The sequence below is a fragment of the Streptomyces sp. NPDC025793 genome (assembly GCF_055558375.1).
The window spans coordinates 71,969-89,211 of the sequence record NZ_JBVHMR010000011.1; the positions used below are offsets into that span (position 1 = coordinate 71,969).

Genomic DNA, 17,243 nt, shown 5'->3' on the forward strand with positions numbered 1-17,243 from the left:
CTGCCCTCCCGCACCGGCGAACGCGTCGGCACAGAGCCGGACGAACGTCCGGCAGCGCCGAGCGGACGGAGGGACGGGCCCCCACACGGATCACCTGATAGCGGCCTCACCCTCCCACCTTCCACCCTTCGCCGCTCACCCCCCAATGGGGCCTTCGGCCCTGTCTTCGGTATCTGCTGCCCGCCGTGCGGCGTGCTCCGGGCGGTCGGTGTGACGGCCATGAGACCGCCCGACGAGTGAGGCCGCCCGCTGGACGACGGCCCATCCCGGCGGCCACCATCCCGTGGGCAGGGCTCCCGGCCGACGGTGAAGAACCCATACCCGCAGAGTCCGGGGACTGATCCGGCCCCGCACGGGAGTGCGCAGGGTGACGGCTTCGCCGTCCAGCCCGACGGGGACGGCCGGGAGGTCGGCGTGGATGACGACGTCGTTGGGCATCGCAAGACGGGTCAGTCCGTGCGACTGCCCGCTTCGCAGCCTGGCGGCCGTTTCGGCGGGCGTCTCCGCCCTGGCGGCCAGTACTCCCGGGCGTCCGGAGTCGAGCTGCGCACGCCTGTCGGGCCCGGCCGGGTCCTCGATCTGGTAGGGGTTGTTGCTCACCAGTACGGCGTCCGGCCGGTCCACGGTGAGCAGCCCTGTGCGTACCACCAGCTCCGGACCCTGGTGGCGGGTCGGGAATTCCGGGAGGATCCGTACCATCGTGCCGATCTTGTCCTCCCGGTAGGCCGTGTCCTGCACAGGGCGGCACACGCTCCGAACGACACGTTGTTGACGAACGCCCGCTCGCCTGCGCACCCGAGATCCACGCGCGGCTCGACGCCGTCCCTGAGGGCCTCCAGCGCGGCCGAAGGGTCCTCACGGTCCAGACCGAGATCCATCGCGACGTGGTTGCGGGTGCCCGCCGCAAATACCATGAACGGCGGGCCGCTCTCCGCGGCCACCTCGGCGACGAGTGCCTGCGTGCCGTCTCCGCCGGCCACCCCGAGCAGATCCGCACCGTCGTCCACGGCGCGTCGCGCGACAGTCGCCAGGTCCTGGGGCAGGGAATGATCGATCAGGAAAACCTGAGCTCCGAACGCACGGGGGCGTTCCGCGATCCGGAACCGGCTCGCTTTCCCTCCCTCCGGAATGCGGGTTCACGATCAGATAGGGCCGTCGCGCGCCGGTCGCCGGTCGCGACGCGTTCTCAGTCACGGCATGTACCGGCAAGCCGCATGCATCAGCCCGGCGCACATCACAGGCGACAGCGGGGCTGCCCCGATCACACCCGCGGCTGGCGGCGCCGTCCCCCACCGGGCCGACGCTCCGCCGATCCCACGTGTGGCCACCGCCGCCACGACACTTCCTTCGACAGCTGCGGCCTACGGCACCAGATTGCAGCGGGGCCTGCGCATCCGCGCCTGGGACGTAGGTGGTCGACCCGCCACCGTCGTTGATCCACCGTGTCTTGGACGGGTCCCCGCAACGCGTCCACCGCCGCCGGGCCCACGCCTCACCCCTCCCGCGTGCCCCGGGGTCGGACGGCCCACGGATCAGGATGTGGATGAGCCACGGAAGCACGCTCGCACAGAGGGTTCGCTGCCGCTCCCACTGCACGGCATCAGCCACCAGGCCAGCGCCTGGGGTGATGGGCGGCAAGCCCTTGAAGTGCTCCGCGGCCTGCTCGGTCGAGACGTTCGGGTGCCGACCAATCATGGGGACGATCTCCCACCGTGGTGCCCACTTCAGCCGCGGCGTACATGAGGAGAACTCGGGGCCTTCTCCAGCGCCAGCCGATCGAGGCGGCCAGCGCGAAAGGCGTGACCGGCCTTCCGGCGATCGGTGTCAGCCGCCGTAGCCGGTCACGGTCGCCTCGGCGGCGATCCATGGGGGACGGCCGAGGGATCCGCTGGTTGTGTTCACCTGCTCCCATGTCGGCTGGCGGCGACTTGACGCAGCCCGTGGCAGAGGCCGGCATGTGTGACAACGCAGGGAGATCACGTCTCTCCGGGTGAGGAGCCCTCCTCGTTTCCCGAGACTGCGGCTGGGCACCCAGTACCCATGGCGACGCGTCCGGTTCCGGTGCGAACCATCCTCGCCACCATCGGTCTGGTGCTCGCCACCTACGTCGTACTCGAGTTGGTGGTGCAGGCTCGTCGGGTCTTGATCTGGGCGGTCATCGCATTGTTCCTGGCCGTCTCCCTGCATCCCGCGGTCGAGGCGCTGCAGCGACGGGTGCCGCGGTGCCGACGGTCGGTGGCCACCTTGCTGGTCTTTCTGGCCGCGGCCGCGGCCGTCGGCGCGGTGGTCGCCCTGTTCGTCATCCCCCTGGCTCACGAGGGAAGCCGGTTCGCCGGTCGTCTGCCCGTGATGATCAGGGACGCCCGGGCCGGCCGCGGGCCAGTCGGTACCCTGCTGGAACGGATCCACGCACTGCGGTATGTCCAGCGACATCAGGCGCAAATTCGCGCGTTCGCCACCGGGCTGAGCAGACCTGCCTTGAGGTTCATCCGCAGTGCTACGACCACCGTGACGGGCGCTCTCACCATTTTTGTCCTGGCCTATCTGATGGTGTTGGAGGGCCCCAAGACCATAGATCGATCCCTGGCACTCGTGGACGAGGCGCCCGCAGCCCGCATACGCCGCGTCGGAGCCTCGTGCGCCCGTACTGTCAACGGCTACTTGACCGGAAACTTGCTCATCAGCGTCATCTGCGGGCTCCTGACCTACGTGGTGCTGCTGGTTTCCGGAGTGCCGTTCGCCGGCCTGCTGGCCCTCTTCGTCGCCGTGACCGACCTCATTCCCTTGGTGGGGGCCACCATAGGGGCTGTCGTCGCCTCCTCAGTAGCGTTCGTTCATTCCTTGCCGGCCGGCATCGGAGCCATCGTCTTCTTCATCGTCTATCAGCAGGCCGAAAACCACCTCCTGCAACCGGTCATCCTGTCTCGCACGGTCAAACTCAACCCCCTCACCGTGCTGCTGGCCATCCTGATCGCCGCCGAAGTCGCCGGGATACTCGGTGCTCTGCTGGCGATTCCCGTCACCGGCATCATCCAAGTCATCCTCGGTGACATCTGGGCTCACCGCGGCGGTCGGCGGCTGGGGCTGCCGATGCGGCCAGACAACAGCCCCGCGAACCCCGACCGGTCCGACGCAGCCGAATGACCGCAGTACGGAATCCGGCCGGGGGTCTGTGGGCTCAGGAAATGGCGACGTGCCAGCGGCTGGGCCGGTGACGGGCCCAACCGATCGCGCCGTCGCGCAAGCCCTCCTCACTGACGGCGTCGATCATCGGCATCGCCCCACAGAGAGTGACCCGGACAGCAGCGTCAGCATCTTGCGGCTCTCGTGCTCGGCGGTGGCGATGCGCTCTTCGGGCAGGGCCGGGGCGTGGCGCCGCAACTCGCCGGAGGCCGCTTCAGCGGCTTCGCACAAATCGGCCAAGGCGCTCCCCAGACGGCAACGAGCGCGGACAAGACCGGCGAGATCGGGGGCGGTGGACCGGTCCATCAACCGCGCGGCCGTCTCATGGGCCGCGTCCACCGCCGCCAGGGCGCTCTGGGCGCGGTCGACTGCCCGGCGGTCAGCGATCGCGATGGCGACAAGCAGCCCGAATGCGCAACCCGTGAGGGTGTCAAGGCCGTGCCCGAAAAGGGCGCACGTGGATCCGCCGACGGTGCACACCACCAGGTCGGCTCTGCCCAGGGTCAGCAGGATCAGACCCGGCGCGGCCGTCGCCGTGATGACGCTGAGCGCTGTCTTGGGCCACAGATCGGTCGCCCGGCCCAGCCACAACACACACCGCGCGGGGACAGCGGCTGGAGTGGGATGGTCTTTCCGGAGGCGATGGGCTGCTCCCTGTGTGTTGCAGCGTCGCAGCGCGGCCCGAACTCGCCCGCACACAGACGCGTCAGGGCCTAACGCCTTGAAACCCGGACTCAGTGGCCGTTGCTCCGGCCGTTACGACCGGTGGCGAGCCGGCTCTCCAGGCCGGCGATGAGCGTGTCCACCACCAGCCGGAACATGCGGTCCTGGTCGGGGCCTGCCCGGTCGGCGAAGGTGGCCTCGTCCTCACCGGAACCGATGCCGGAGGGTGTGAGGTTCGACCACTGGTCGAGTGAGCCGTTGAGTTCGGCGTTGAGGACACCGATGACGACAGCGGCCATGAGAGCGGCGATCTCGGGGACCTCTGACGGTGGCACCCCTGCGGCGGTCGTGATCGCGGTGAGCGTGGTCCAGAACGGGTCGTCGGGCCGGATGAAGTCCGGCTGGTGACTGAACGGATAGGCCATCAGGTTGGGATGGCGGTGTGCCAGCGTCCGGAAATCCGTGGCGAGCAGGCGGATGCGTTCCTGCCAGGGGGCATCCTGAAGCGACACGGTGCGGAACTGTGCACCGACCGTTCTCGCCACGCCGCGCAGCACGGCCTCCTTGTTGGGCACGTGGTGGTACAGCGACATGGGGTTCGCGTCGAGTTCGGTGGCGAGTTTGCGCATGGTGAGCGCCTCGCCCCCGTCCTCGTCGATGAGCCGTAGGACGGCGGCGTAGATTCCGGCCTCGGTCAGAGGCACGTCCCTCTTCCTCGTTCCGCGCGGGGGCGCCTCACCTTCTTTTCCATATCTCGTACGGCATCAGTTTCATGCACTGTATGGAAATGGCTTCGATCACATGCCGTGCACGGCCGACGAGGCGCTGGTATCCAGGCGGCGCCTGCACCGGGCAGAGGTTCGCGTCTCGAGAATGCCTCATGTGCCAGGGACCACCGCGGAAGCCACCGCCTCCATCGAGCGACAACAGAAACTGGCTCTGTGATGGCACCAGCATTCCCGTTGCAGCCGCGCCCCAGCCCGATGGTCACCTCCAGCCACTCGGTGACGGGTCTGGCTGTGCGGGTGGACGGGGGCCTGTGGAGTGGTCACCGATCGTGACGGCCACCCTGCCGGTGCGGCCGGTGGCCGCGGGGCGCGTCGCTTCCGCGGCCACCCGTACCTCTGCGAAGGTCCTCGGCGAGCTCGGGGTGCCCGGCGACGGCCTGTCGTCGGACCGCTCTGGTCCCGGGTGACGTGGTCGAGCTGCGGCTGGGTGACATCGTGCCCGCGGATCTGCGGCTGCTCGCGACCGCGGGGCTGGAGTGCGGCGAGTCGGTGCTGACCGGCGAGTCGTTGCCGCTCGCGAAGGACACCCCCGCCGTGCCGGCCGGGACGGCATTGGCGGACCTGTCCGGCTGCGCCCTGTCGGGGACCGTGGTGCACTCGGGAAGCGGCCGCGGTGTCGTGGTCGCCACCGGTGCCGAGGCCGAGTTCGGGAAGATCGCCGCCGGGCTGAGCGGGCACCAGCTGGAGACCGAGTTCCAGGTGGGGCCGCGCCGGTTCTCCATGCTCCTGGTGTACGTCGCGGGCGCGCTGACCACCTCGATCTTCATCATCAACGTGCTCCTGCACAAGCCGCTGATCGACGCCCTGCTGTTCTCACTGGCCATAGCGGTGGGCATCACCCCACGGCTGTTGCCCGCCGTGGTCTCCACCAGCCTGGCCGCGGGCTCCCGGCGGATGAGCCGGCGCAAGGTGCTGGTCAAGCGGCTGGTGTGCATCGGGGACCTCGGCGACGTCGAGGTCCTTTTCACCGACAAGACCGGCACCCTGACCCAGGGCCGCATCGACTTCATGCGAGCCGTCCCGTTCGTCGACGTCCCGGCGGGGGAGGTGCTGCGCCTGGGCCTGCTGTGCACCGAGGCGGACGTGGACGACCAGGGTCGGCCCGTGGGCGGGAACCCGCTCGACGCCACGCTGTGGGACTCCCCGGCCGCAGCCGCCCAGCGCCCGGTGCTCAGCGAGTGGAAGCGCGACGGCGTGCTGCCCTTCGACCATGAGCGGCGGATGGTGTCCGTCACGGTCACGGACACCTCCGGTGACATCGTGCTGATCATCAAAGGCATGTCAATGGTCTCTCTCGCCGCGAGGCCGGTGAGGGCGGTTTCGAAGTCGGTGTCTTCGCCGCACCCACGCACCGGAACGGATGAACCTCCGCACTGCAGACTGGGGTCTTTCTGCTCGCGGTGCGCGCGGCGGGCCTATCGGCCGGCCCCATGGCCGGCTTCGACAGGGCCGGCGTGGTCGAGGAGTTCTTCACGGGTACCAGCTGGCGTTCACATCTGGTGGTCAACATCGGTCATCCCGGTGCCGACCCGTGGTTCCCGAGGCTGCCCCGCGTCCCTGTTGAGGACGCCATCGCCTGGGCCTGACGACGCGGTCGGTCCCCAGCACCGTTGCAGCTGCGCCCGCCCGTGCCGCCAGGAGCGGCACGGGCGGGCAATGGGGAAGGGCACTACCGCTGTCAGTCGGCCTGCCGCAGCCCAGCGCTCCACTTCTCCTCGATCCGGCCGAACTTCCACACGGCCAGGGCAGTGGCCCACGTGGCGAAGAAGAGGCCGACGATGACGAAGCCGATGATGTTGAGGTCCAGGCCGCCGACCCAGTCCCAGAACGCGCCGTGCAGGCCGGCCTTGTCGGCGAGCAGGCCCAGCAGCTCGGCAGTGCCGATGATCAGCGCGACGGCGACGGACAGGCCCGTGATGACGAGGTTGTAGTAGACCTTGCGCACCGGCTTGGAAAAGGCCCAGCCGTAGGCGAAGTTCATGAAACAACCGTCGATGGTGTCCAGCAGACTCATCTCGGCCGCGAAGAGTACCGGCAGGCAGAGAATGGCGTACCAGGGCAGCCCGGAGGCCGCTCCAGAGCCTGCCAGCACCAGCAGCGCGACCTCCGTGGCGGTGTCGAAGCCGAGACCGAACAGAAGGCCGAGCGGATACATCTGCCAAGGCCTGGTGATCGACTTCATCACTCGTCCCAGCAGGCGGTTCATGAGGCCACGATTGTCGAGCTGCTGCTCCAGTGCGGCCTCGTCGAGGTGGCCCGAGCGCATCTGCCGGAAAATCGCCCAAATACCCGCCAGAATGACGCTGTTGATGATGGCGATGATGTAGAGGAACGTCCCGGAGACGGTCGTACCGATCAGCTGGGTGACGTGGTGCAGCTCGGAGTTGTCGTCCCGCACCGGTCCGGCGAGGGCTTTGATGCCCAGGCAGAGCAAGAGCGCCAGGAAGAACACGATGCTGGAGTGCCCCAGGGAGAACCAGAAGCCGACCGACAGGGGACGTCGGCCCTCCTCCATCAGTTTCCGAGTGGTGTTGTCGATCGCCGCGATGTGGTCGGCGTCGAAGGCGTGCCGCATGCCGAGGGTGTACGCGCTCACTCCGATGCCGATTCCGAAGCCTTTGGTGCCCAGGCTGTAGTGCTCCGGCGCAACGATCGCGACAAGCGTGAACCACCCGATGACGTGGAGTCCGATGACGAAGGCGGCCATTCCGGCGACGCGGCCCCACTCGGCGCGGCTCATCGAGCCGGACCTGTGGCGCCAGCGGGAGGGGGATCCGCTGGTAGCCGTGCGTGGGGCTGTCATGTGTGGTCTTCCTTCGTTTCTACGGGACAGGCCGGGAGGCGCCCGGTGGGCGAGAAAGGGCTGGTTGGGCCTGCTCCCGTCCACCGGGCGACTCAAGCGTCAAGCTACGGGCGCGGCTGAGTCCGCAGCGCAAGCGGCGTCAGCGTCACTGGTTGCGGTTCCCGTCGTGGCCGTAGCGGTTCCAGTCGCCGTCGTTCCGAAAGGAGCCGTGGTCGTTCCGATACGAGCTGCGGCCGTACCGGTTCCAGTCGTGGTCGTACCGGTACGTCCTGTCGTGCTTCCAGCCGCGGTACTCGTCGTCCCCACTGCAGTAGCGAACGTGGCGGTCGTACCGGTCCCAACGGGTGTACCTGTCCCCGTCGTTGCGCTGTCGGCCGCGGTAGTCGTCCCGGCAGTACTTGTGCTCGTGGTCGTGCCGGTAGGAGACGTCGCGGTGCCAGCGGTGGCCGTCGGTCTTGGCACTCACGGCTGAGTGCTGGACATGCTCGGATACAGGCGTCGCGGCCGAGGCGGAGCCACCGGCACCGAGAACGGCTCCACCCGCGACCGCGGTGGATGCGGCAGCGAGAGCGAAGCGCTTCGTGAGCTTCCTCATGGTTTTCCCTTCAGCGGGCGCAGTCCGCTCCCAGCGATTGCTGGTGCGAGTGATGGATGCGCCTCGGTAGTCGAGGCCGCAACGGCGTGATCTACCCCTTGTGGGGGTCGGCCGGCGGCCGACGGTCGACGCAGGCCACAGATACGGCGGCGCTGCTAAATGTTCCATACGTCGTATGGAATCGAGATAATTCGTACCATACGGCGTACGGAAATGTCGAACGTGGTCGATGGTCCCGGATGGGGGGCTGGAAGGGTTTGTGACCCAGATCATAGTGAGACAAGTTGACTCATAGATGGGTTGTGAGTCAATCTGTCTCACAGAGGGGGTCGCGGAAACGCAGAACTCGCGACCATCTGCAGATGCCGTAGATGCCACCGCATTCACGCATACGTGCTATTGGAGGAAACCATGACCGCTACGCTCACGAAGAAGGCGGGCAAGGGCCGTACCGACGGGGTCGTCTCGGAGCTGGCCACCTACTTCCACATCAAGCCGGGACACGAGGAAGAGATCCGGGCGGCGGTCCAGCGGTTCGTGGAGGAGCTGCGCCGCCAGGACCCGGCGCAGACCATCAAGACCGGTCTGCGCGACACCCGGCACGTGGTCTTCGACGGCGGCAGGATGCTGCTGTGGGCCACCACCTTCGAGACCGAGTGGGACCCCTACGTCGACGACGCGATCCTGACCGTCGGCTTCGAGCACTTCGCGGACTGGCTGCAGCACACCACCGAGTGGGACGGGCTGTTCGCGTGGGTCGAGGAGGCCGGCGGCATGAGCGCCCTGACCGACATGGACCGCCCGGACTTCGAGGACAACGTCCGCAACTCCACCGCCCGCCTGAAGAAGATCCTCCAGGACGGCCAGGAGCAGGCCGCCTCCTACTTCAACCCCCTGGGCACCCTCACCATGCCCCAGGTCGTCAAGGCCCAGAAGCTCGACGCCGCCTTCCAGGAAGTCCTCGACGACCCCACCGCCGAGGAAGCCCTCGCCCACCCCGCCCTCAAGCCCCTCCTCGCCCAGGCCGCCAGCTGACCCGCTGACCCCCCACACCCCTGGGAGGGAGCGACCATTCCCGCTTCCTCCCAGGACCTCGATCGCTCACCGCAGGCGACTTTGTGAATGTATTCACTTTCACAAAGTCGCCTGGCGGGATTCCCTGGAGAGGGAGTACCTACGCCCATGTCGCCTGACGTGATAGCCCGCTGGCAGTTCGGAATCACCACCGTCTACCACTATCTCTTCGTGCCGCTGACGATCAGCCTGGCCGGCATCACGGCCGGGCTGGAGACGGCGTGGGTGCGCACGAAGCAGGACAAGTATTTTCACGCCACCAAGTTCTGGGGGAAGCTCTTCCTGATCAACATGGTGATGGGCGTGGTCACCGGCATCGTCCAGGAGTTCCAGTTCGGCATGAACTGGTCGGCGTACTCCCGCTTCGTGGGCGACATCTTCGGGGCGCCGCTGGCGATGGAGGCGATCATCGCCTTCTTCTTCGAATCCACCTTCATCGGGTTGTGGATGTTCGGCTGGGACAGGCTTCCCCGCCGCCTGCACCTGTTCTGCATCTGGATGGTGTCCCTCGGCACTGTGCTGTCGGCGTACTTCATCCTGGCGGCGAACTCGTGGATGCAGCACCCGGTCGGCTACCGGATGGACCACGGCCGACCCCGGCTGACCGACTTCGCCGAAGTGCTCCTGCAGCCCACGGCGGTGTTCGCCGCCCTGCACGCGCTCACTGCCGCTTTCGTCACCGGGGGAGCGCTCGTGACCGGCATCGCCGCCTGGCACCTGTGGCGCGCGAAGCGCACGCAGGCCGGGGGCGGCGTGGTGGAGGCGGGACGGATCAGCGTCATACGGACCTCCCTGCGGGTCGGCCTCGCCGTGCTCGCCGTCGCGGGCTTCGCCACCGTCCTCGACGCCGACGCCCTCGGCAAACTGATGGTCGACCAGCAGCCGTTGAAGATGGCCGCCGGTGAAGGTCTGTGGAACACCGCGGCGAACGCCCCGTTCTCGCTGTTCGCCGTCCCGAACGTGGGCAAGCACCAGAACTCCGTCGACATCGACATCCCGTACGTGCTGTCGTTCCTCGCCCACAGCGACCCGCACACTCCCGTCACCGGCATCAACAACGCGGCGTCGGCCATGGCGGCGCAATACGGCGGCGCCCCGGGGGACTACCTTCCCAACGTCCCGCTGGAGTACTGGTCGTACCGCTTCATGATCACATTCGGGATGGCCTCCGTCGCCATCGGCGTGGCCGGGCTGTGGCTGACCCGCAACCGGCGCTGGATCGCCCCGCACTTCGTCACCCGGCCGGACGAGGTCCCGCACCTGGTGCTCACAAAGAACCGGGCCGTCGGGCCGGTGCTGACCAAGTGGGCCTGGCGGGCCGCCGTCTGGACCCTGGGATTCCCGCTGATCGCGAACTCCTTCGGATGGATCTTCACGGAAACGGGCCGCCAACCGTGGGTGGTCTACGGCCTGATGCGCACCTCGGACGCCGTGTCACCGGGGGTGAGTGCCGGGGAGATGCTCACCACCTTGATCGGTTTCACCTTCCTGTACGGAGTCCTCGCCGTCATTGAAGTCAAGCTGATGGTCAAGTACGCCACGGCCGGGCCCCGGCTCGACGAGCAGCCGCCGCAGCGTGACCCCCGGTTGCGCGGTCCGTCCTCCGCCGAGGACGACGACAAGATCCTCACGTTCGCCTACTGACCAGCCGTCAGGACTTTCGCCATGCACCTCCACGACTTCTGGTTCCTGCTCATCGCCTTCTTCTGGACGGGCTACTTCGTCCTGGAGGGCTTCGACTTCGGCGTCGGCGTGCTCACCAAGCTCCTCGCCCGTGACGAGCCCGAACGCCGCGTGCTGCTCAACACCATCGGGCCCGTCTGGGACGGCAACGAGGTCTGGATGATCGCGGCCGGCGCTGCGACCTTCGCCGCCTTCCCCGGCTGGTACGCCACCCTGTTCAGCGGCTTCGACCTTCTGCTGTTCGCCGTCCTCGTCTGCCTGATCGTGCGGGCCGTGGGTTTCGAGTACCGCGCCAAGCGCGACAGCGTCCGCTGGAAACGGAACTGGGAGCACGCCATCTTCTGGTGCTCGCTGCTGGCGCCGCTGCTGTGGGGGCTGGTCTTCGCCAACATCGTCCACGGCGTGGCCATCGACCGGCGGCACGTCTACACCGGTGGCCTGAGCGGCCTGTTCCACCCGTACGCGCTGCTCGGCGCGGTGACCCTGCTGGCGGTCTTCACCGTCCACGGAGCGGTGTTCGTCGCGCTCAAGACGGTCGGCGACATCCGTGACCGTGCCCGAACACTCGCCCTCAGGCTCGGCGTTCTGGCAGCCGCGCCCGCCGCGTCCTTCTTGCTCTGGACGCAAGGGGACCGGGGCAACGGCCGCAGCTTGGCAACGGTGGTCGTCGCGCTGGTGGCCTGGGGCATCGCACTCGCTTGTACCAGGGTTCGCCGGGAGGGATGGGCGTTCACCTTCTCCGCGGCCACGGTGGCGGCCATGGCAGCCACGTTGTTCCTGACGCTCTATCCCGACGTCATGCCCTCCACGCTGAACCCGGCCTGGAGTCTGACCGTCACCAACGCGTCCTCCTCGGCGTACACGCTGGGGATCATGACGTGGGTGGGCGCCGTCTTCGCGCCGCTGGTCATGGGCTACCAGGCCTGGACGTACTGGGTGTTCCGCAAGCGCATCGGCACCCAGCACATCCCGCGGGCCGACTCATCCGGATCCGCTCCCGCACGCTCTCACGTCCCGTCTCACGCACAGGGAACCGTCGTGACCCTTGCCCCTGTCCCGGACAGGCCGCGCATCCTCATCGCCGGCGGCGGCTACGTCGGCCTCTATACCGCGATGCGCCTGCTGAAGAAGCTGCGCCGCGGCGAGGCGACCGTCACGGTCGTGGACCCCCGCTCGTACATGACCTACCTGCCCTTCCTCCCGGAGGCGGCAGCCGGCAACGTGGCCCCGCGCAACCTGGTCGCCTCGCTGCGCGGCGTTCTGACCGGTGCGGAGGTGGTCACCGGCCACGTCGTCTCCGTCGACCAGGCGGACAAGGTCGCCCACGTCAGCACCGCGGCGGGTGACACGCTCGAACTGTCCTTCGACCACCTGGTCGTCGCGCTCGGCTCGGTCTCCCGCACCTTCCCGATCCCCGGCCTGGCCGAGCACGCCACCGGCATGAAGTCGGTCGAGGAGGCCATCAGCCTGCGCAACCACGTCCTGGCCCAGCTCGACCGGGCGGACTCGACGTCGGACGAGACGGTGAAGCGCAAGGCGCTGACCTTCGTCTTCGTAGGGGGAGGCTTCGCCGGCGTGGAGACCATCGCGGAGGTCGAGGACATGGCCCGCGACGCCGCCGGTAACTACCGCAATGTCAGTAGGGAGGACATGCGCTTCATCCTGGTCGAGGCCGCCGGTCGCATCCTGCCCGAGATGGGTGCCGACCTCGGCGTCTGGACGATGGAGAAGCTTCAGGCACGCGGCATCGAGGTGTACCTCGAGACCTCCATGGAGTCCTGCGCCGACCAGCACGTGGTACTGGCGAACGGAGTCGAGACAGACGCCTCGACGATCGTGTGGACCGCCGGCGTCCGCCCCAACCCCGCCCTGGCCCACTTCGGCCTGCCGCTCGGCCCGCGCGGCCACGTCGACACCCTGCCCACGCTGCAGGTCAGGGATTTCGATCACGTGTGGGCCGCAGGCGACAACGCCCAGGTCCCCGACCTGGCCGGCGAAGAGGGCGCGTGGTGCCCGCCCAACGCGCAGCACGCCGTACGACAGGCCCCGGTGCTGGCCGACAACGTGCTCGCGGCTCTGCGCGGACGACCGGTGAAGGAGTACCGGCACAAGAACCTCGGCGCGGTGGCCGGCCTCGGCCTCCACAAAGGCGTCGCGATCCTGTTCAACAAGCTCAAGCTCAAGGGACGGCCGGCGTGGTGGTTCCACCGGCTCTACCACGGCAGTCGTGTCCCGACGCCGAACCGCAAGATACGCGTGTTCGTGGACTGGTTCCTGGCCTCCCTGCTCAAGCGGGACACCGTCGGCCTCATCGAACTGGAGCACCCGCGCGACCCGTTCACCGAAGCGGCCACGCCGCCCCGCAGCCGTACCTGATCCCTTCCCCCCTTTGTGTCCGTCCTTGTCTGGAGGGCTGTCCCTATGTCCCAGAACGCCATCTCCGCCGCTCGCGGCGCCGAGGCCGCACCTGAGAATGCGCCTGTCGACCCGTCGCACCAGCGCCGCTGGTGGATCCTGCTGGTCATCTCCCTGTCCATGCTGATGGGCGTCCTCGACGGCACCATCGTGAACATCGCCCTGCCGTCCGCCCAGCACGACCTCGGCTTCTCGGACGCCGACCGGCAGTGGGTGGTCACCGCCTATGCGCTGGCCTTCGGCAGCCTGCTGCTGCTCGGCGGCCGGGTCGCGGACCTGGTCGGTCAGAAGGTGACGTTCCTGGTGGGTCTGGCCGGCTTCGCGGCCGCCTCCATGGTGGGAGGCGCGGCGAACGGGTTCGCCATGCTCGTCATCGCCCGCGCCGTCCAAGGCCTGTTCGCCGCCCTGCTGGCCCCGTCCGCGCTGTCGCTCCTGATGACCACCTTCACCGATCCGCGCGAGCGGGCGAAGGCCTTCACCGTCGCGGGCTCGATCGCCGGAGCCGGCGGAGCCATCGGCCTGATCCTCGGTGGGGTATTGACCCAGTACTTCGACTGGCGCTGGACCATGTACGTCAACGTGGTCTTCGCGGGGGTGGCGTTCGTTGGTGGGGCCGCTCTGCTGCACCGCACGCCGCGCGACACGTCCTCCAAGCTCGATGTCCTCGGCACTGCGCTGGTCTCCATCGGCCTGTTCTGCCTGGTCTACGGGTTCTCGAACGCCGAGACGCACGGCTGGGGTTCGCCGGCGACCTGGGGCATGCTGGCGGCCGGAGCCGTACTGGTTGCCGTCTTCGTGTGGTGGCAGACCAGGGCGGCGTATCCGCTGTTGCCCCTGCGAGTCCTGCTGGACCGCAACCGCGGTGCCTCCTTCGCCGCCCTCTTCGTCACCGGCGCGGGCATGTTCGGCGTGTTCCTGTTCCTCACCTACTACCTGCAGCAGAGCCTCGGTTACAGCGCCCTGAAGACGGGCTTCGCCTTCCTGCCCATGATCGTGGCGTCGTCGTCCGCCTCCGCGGTGGCCAACAACGTCCTGGTGCGGCGCATAGGTCCCAAGCCGGTGGTTCCGCTGGGGATGGCCATCGCGGCCGCCGGCCTGGTGTGGATGACCACGCTGGACCTGGGCAGCGGATACATGACGCAGGTGCTGCCCCAACTGGTGCTCGTCGGCATCGGACTGGGTACGGTGATCGCGCCCGCGATGAGCCTGGCCACCTCCGGTGTAGCCGCGGCCGATGCCGGAGTCGCGTCCGCCGCCGTCAACACCGTCCAGCAGGTGGGTGGGTCCATCGGCGTCGCCCTGCTCAGCACGATGGCCTCCGACGCCGCCACCAACTACCTCTCCGGCCGTAACCCCAAGGACCCCGGCGTCCTGGCGCAGGCCGGTCTCGAGGGCTACTCCACGGCCTACTGGTGGTCGGCGGCCGTCTTCGTGGTAGGTCTGATGGTGACCGTACTGCTGTACCGCCGTGGCGTGCCGCAGCACGACGAGAGCGCCGCACCCGCCGTTCACATGTGACGCACACCGCGGGAGTCGTACGGGTCTGGGGCTTCTCTCTTCCGCTACTATGAGACAAGATGACTCATAGTGATGCTGTAAGACGCGTTGTCCCACAGAAAGGTGGAGTAGATGCACGTCAGAACTGATCCGCGTCTGTTGCGCAGTCGCGAGGCCATGGTCGCGGCGGCTACCGAGTTGCTCACGGAAGGCGGGCTGGAGGCCGTGACGCATCAAGCGGTCGCCGCCCGTGCCGGCGTCGGCAGGGCCACGGTCTACCGGCACTGGCCCGGCCTTCTCGAGCTTCGCCTGGCCGCGCTGGAGGCCGGCATGCCCCCACTGCCCCCGGTGCCCGAGGAGATTCGGGCCGCTTCGGGTCACGATCCGCGAGCCGAGCTCATCCACAACCTGGGCGTCCTCGCCGAGCGGCTGGACGACGAGAACACCGGTGCCGTTCTTGTCGCGGTCATCGGTGGCTCACGGAACGACGAAGGCATGCGTCACCTCCGGCAGACGCTGATGGCCCAGATCGCCGATGCCGTGCGTCCCGCTGTTGCCGCGGCCGTCGAACGCGGCCAGCTCCGGTCCGACGTCACGCCTGAGACCATGGCCATGGCCACGGTCGGCCCCCTGTTCTTCGAGCGCTTCATCGCCGGGAACCGTCTGGGGCGTGACACGGTGGAGATCGTCGTGGATGCCGCTCTGCGGGCCTGGGCCTAGGCACTGCCCGGCGCATGATCTCCTCCGGAGCCTGCGGTGTCGGCCAGGATCTCGGCCGTCACGGCGTCGCAGACCTGCTCGGCGGCCGTGATCGTTGCCTCCCAGTCCGGAAGGGTGCGCTTGGGCGGGAGAGGTTCGGCGCGGGCCTGAGCCGCCGCGCGCCGGGCGTCGGCCAGGCGGCGGTAGGCGGCGCGGCGCAGTGTCTGACGCTGGGCGGACGTGGCGTTCGGCGCCAGGTCGCGGTAGCGGCGGACGGCGATCAGAGCGGCTTCGGTCTGCGCCGCGGCCCAACTGCCGGCGGAGTCCGGCCACACCAGGAAGTTCGCCACCAGCACGATGGCCGCGGCCAGGGTGGTGTCCAAAATGCGGGTGCCGTACAGCGTCCGGTGGTCTCCGAGCAGATCGACGAGGACGAAGACGATCCCGGTCAGACCGGTGGTGGCGACGGCATAGTGATGGCGGACGCCTACTGCCATGAGCGCGCCGAAGACCGCCACCGTCCCGACGAGTGCGTACGGGGTGTTGCCGGTCAGCAGGGCAACCGCACCGATCGCGGCGACGCCGACGACCGTGCCGACGCAGCGATGCACCGCCCGGCGCAGGACGGGGCCGAAGTCAGGCTTGTAGATGAAGGCCACGGTCATGGGCAGCCAGTACCCTCGTGGGCCATGCAGCAGGACGGCACTGATGTAGGCGACGAGGACACAGGCAGAGAGCAGAACGGCGTACCGCTGACGGACGGTCCGACCCGGGCGCGGGCGTGCCGGCGCCGAGAGGACCACATCCGCGCCGGCTTCCGCGTCGGCTGTCCCGCACAGTTCCACGAGGGCTCGTACCGCGGGTGAGCGCAGGTAGCTCTCGGGTACCGCCTTCTCGGCCGGCAGGAGGCCCTGCCCGGTGGCGGTGCTCCTCCCTGCGGGAAGCAGGCGCTCGGCCATCTTCGATGGGAGGTCGGCCACGCCGGGCGGGAGGCGGCGTCCCTCCCACACGAGCGCCGACACCACCTCGCCGAGGCGAACGGCGAGGCGCAGAGCGTCGAGCAGTCGACTGGTGTCGGGATCTTCCGGCCTATGGCGGGTTGCGGCCGCCAGGTCGGGAGCCATGACGTCGTGCGCGTCGTTGAGCGCCAGCGTCATGGAGCGTCGTGCGGCCTCGGCGTGCGGGGTGCCGACGGCCGTCAGCGCCTGCGCGGCGGTGCGGTACACGGCGCGCACGGAGTCGGACTCGATCCGGTGCCGCCGCCACAGCCACGGGCTCGTGGACAAGAAGGTGACCAGGAGCACTCCGGACAGCAGCGCCAGGGGCGGCTGCCACCATGATCCGGACAGGGCGATGCCGCTGCCGACGGTGGTTCCGAGGAGCACGTGCATGCCGGTCACGGAGAGAACGGGGCCACGCAGACTGATCAGTCCCCCGACCACAGCGGTCGAGACCAGACAGCCCGCCACTGCCGCCGTGTGCCCACTGCGCAGCGCCAGTTCCCCGATGAGCAGGCCGAGGGCGCTGGCCAGCCCTACGGCCAGCAGTCGCTGCATGCGCAAGCGGTAGGGGGACGAACCGTCCTGCCCCACACCCCACAGGGCACCGATCCCGGCGAACACGGCCACCATGTGTCCTGTCCACAGCCCGAGCAGGAGGGGAAGAGCCAGAGCGACGACACCGCGCAGGGCGGTGGCGAGCGGAAACCCCGCGCGCGCTGTGCTCAGGGCACGGCGCAGCCATGTGGTCACGGCTGTCCCTGGACGGCGCGACCGCCGGGTCTCTGCTGTGGGTGCCATGGGAGTGGGTCCTGGTTGCCGTAGCGCTGGTCTCATTTCAACGC

Annotated in this window: 13 protein-coding genes and 2 pseudogenes; 8 read left to right on the forward strand and 7 right to left on the reverse strand. The window is 68.6% G+C overall.

Annotated elements, in window-relative coordinates:
* Window positions 1-135 precede the first annotated feature (135 nt).
* A complete protein-coding gene (locus ACZ4MF_RS21820) occupies window positions 136-750 on the reverse strand; it encodes a hypothetical protein (protein ID WP_467493599.1) in 615 nt (204 codons plus the stop codon).
* A gap of 101 nt (window positions 751-851) precedes the next feature.
* Window positions 852-1,130: pseudogene (locus tag ACZ4MF_RS21825) on the reverse strand (diacylglycerol/lipid kinase family protein); the annotation flags it as partial.
* A gap of 910 nt (window positions 1,131-2,040) precedes the next feature.
* Here ACZ4MF_RS21825 and ACZ4MF_RS21830 point away from each other — a divergent pair.
* Window positions 2,041-3,144, forward strand: a complete 1,104-nt coding sequence (locus tag ACZ4MF_RS21830; RefSeq protein WP_467493600.1) for an AI-2E family transporter — start codon at window positions 2,041-2,043, stop codon at window positions 3,142-3,144.
* A gap of 123 nt (window positions 3,145-3,267) precedes the next feature.
* Here the strand turns inward: ACZ4MF_RS21830 and ACZ4MF_RS21835 are convergent, their stop codons facing one another.
* A complete protein-coding gene (locus tag ACZ4MF_RS21835; RefSeq protein ID WP_467493601.1) occupies window positions 3,268-3,777 on the reverse strand; it encodes a hypothetical protein in 510 nt (169 codons plus the stop codon).
* A gap of 140 nt (window positions 3,778-3,917) precedes the next feature.
* A complete protein-coding gene (locus ACZ4MF_RS21840; RefSeq protein WP_467493602.1) occupies window positions 3,918-4,550 on the reverse strand; it encodes a TetR/AcrR family transcriptional regulator in 633 nt (210 codons plus the stop codon).
* Between the two features lie 477 nt (window positions 4,551-5,027).
* Between ACZ4MF_RS21840 and ACZ4MF_RS21845 the strand changes: the two genes are divergently transcribed.
* On the forward strand, window positions 5,028-6,416 hold the full coding sequence (locus tag ACZ4MF_RS21845; protein ID WP_467493744.1) for an HAD-IC family P-type ATPase: 1,389 nt from the start codon (window positions 5,028-5,030) through the stop codon (window positions 6,414-6,416).
* On the opposite strand, the gene nicT is transcribed toward ACZ4MF_RS21845, so the two are convergent.
* Both nicT and ACZ4MF_RS21855 read right to left on the reverse strand, forming a co-directional pair.
* A complete protein-coding gene (gene nicT, locus ACZ4MF_RS21850) occupies window positions 6,313-7,374 on the reverse strand; it encodes a Nickel transporter NicT (protein ID WP_467493745.1) in 1,062 nt (353 codons plus the stop codon). The genes ACZ4MF_RS21845 and nicT overlap by 104 nt on opposite strands.
* Window positions 7,375-7,582: 208 nt before the next feature.
* Window positions 7,583-7,903, reverse strand: coding sequence for a hypothetical protein (locus ACZ4MF_RS21855; RefSeq protein ID WP_467493603.1), 321 nt, complete (start codon window positions 7,901-7,903; stop codon window positions 7,583-7,585).
* 540 nt (window positions 7,904-8,443) lie between these two features.
* On the opposite strand from ACZ4MF_RS21855, the gene ACZ4MF_RS21860 reads away from it, so the two are divergent.
* The 6 genes and pseudogenes from ACZ4MF_RS21860 to ACZ4MF_RS21885 all read left to right on the forward strand — a co-directional run bounded on the left by ACZ4MF_RS21860 (window position 8,444) and on the right by ACZ4MF_RS21885 (window position 15,421).
* Window positions 8,444-9,067, forward strand: coding sequence for a hypothetical protein (locus ACZ4MF_RS21860; RefSeq protein ID WP_467493604.1), 624 nt, complete (start codon window positions 8,444-8,446; stop codon window positions 9,065-9,067).
* A 147-nt stretch (window positions 9,068-9,214) separates the two neighbouring features.
* Window positions 9,215-10,750, forward strand: coding sequence for a cytochrome ubiquinol oxidase subunit I (locus ACZ4MF_RS21865; RefSeq protein WP_467493605.1), 1,536 nt, complete (start codon window positions 9,215-9,217; stop codon window positions 10,748-10,750).
* 21 nt (window positions 10,751-10,771) lie between these two features.
* Window positions 10,772-11,719, forward strand: a pseudogene (gene cydB / locus ACZ4MF_RS21870) (cytochrome d ubiquinol oxidase subunit II); the annotation flags it as partial.
* Window positions 11,720-11,827: 108 nt separating this feature from the next.
* Complete coding sequence (locus tag ACZ4MF_RS21875; RefSeq protein ID WP_467493747.1) at window positions 11,828-13,165, forward strand: NAD(P)/FAD-dependent oxidoreductase; 1,338 nt, start codon at window positions 11,828-11,830, stop codon at window positions 13,163-13,165.
* A gap of 45 nt (window positions 13,166-13,210) precedes the next feature.
* Window positions 13,211-14,722, forward strand: coding sequence for an MFS transporter (locus ACZ4MF_RS21880; protein ID WP_467493606.1), 1,512 nt, complete (start codon window positions 13,211-13,213; stop codon window positions 14,720-14,722).
* Between the two features lie 111 nt (window positions 14,723-14,833).
* Window positions 14,834-15,421 (forward strand): TetR/AcrR family transcriptional regulator, encoded by a 588-nt coding sequence (locus tag ACZ4MF_RS21885; RefSeq protein WP_467493607.1) that lies wholly within the window; start codon window positions 14,834-14,836, stop codon window positions 15,419-15,421.
* Here the strand turns inward: ACZ4MF_RS21885 and ACZ4MF_RS21890 are convergent.
* The gene (locus ACZ4MF_RS21890; RefSeq protein WP_467493608.1) at window positions 15,418-17,151 is read right to left on the reverse strand and encodes an FUSC family protein; all 1,734 of its coding nucleotides are present in this window, start codon (window positions 17,149-17,151) and stop codon (window positions 15,418-15,420) included. The genes ACZ4MF_RS21885 and ACZ4MF_RS21890 overlap by 4 nt on opposite strands.
* Window positions 17,152-17,243: the final 92 nt, after the last annotated feature.

What these genes read in the sequence shown, in the direction of transcription:
- ACZ4MF_RS21880 (WP_467493606.1), top strand. Translation starts at nt 13,211, where the DNA reads ATGTCCCAGAACGCCATCTCCGCCGCTCGCGGCGCCGAGGCCGCACCT.
- ACZ4MF_RS21885 (WP_467493607.1), top strand. Translation starts at nt 14,834, where the DNA reads ATGCACGTCAGAACTGATCCGCGTCTGTTGCGCAGTCGCGAGGCCATG.
- ACZ4MF_RS21830 (WP_467493600.1), top strand. Translation starts at nt 2,041, where the DNA reads ATGGCGACGCGTCCGGTTCCGGTGCGAACCATCCTCGCCACCATCGGT.
- ACZ4MF_RS21860 (WP_467493604.1), top strand. Translation starts at nt 8,444, where the DNA reads ATGACCGCTACGCTCACGAAGAAGGCGGGCAAGGGCCGTACCGACGGG.
- nicT (WP_467493745.1), bottom strand. Translation starts at nt 7,374, where the DNA reads ATGAGCCGCGCCGAGTGGGGCCGCGTCGCCGGAATGGCCGCCTTCGTC.
- ACZ4MF_RS21865 (WP_467493605.1), top strand. Translation starts at nt 9,215, where the DNA reads ATGTCGCCTGACGTGATAGCCCGCTGGCAGTTCGGAATCACCACCGTC.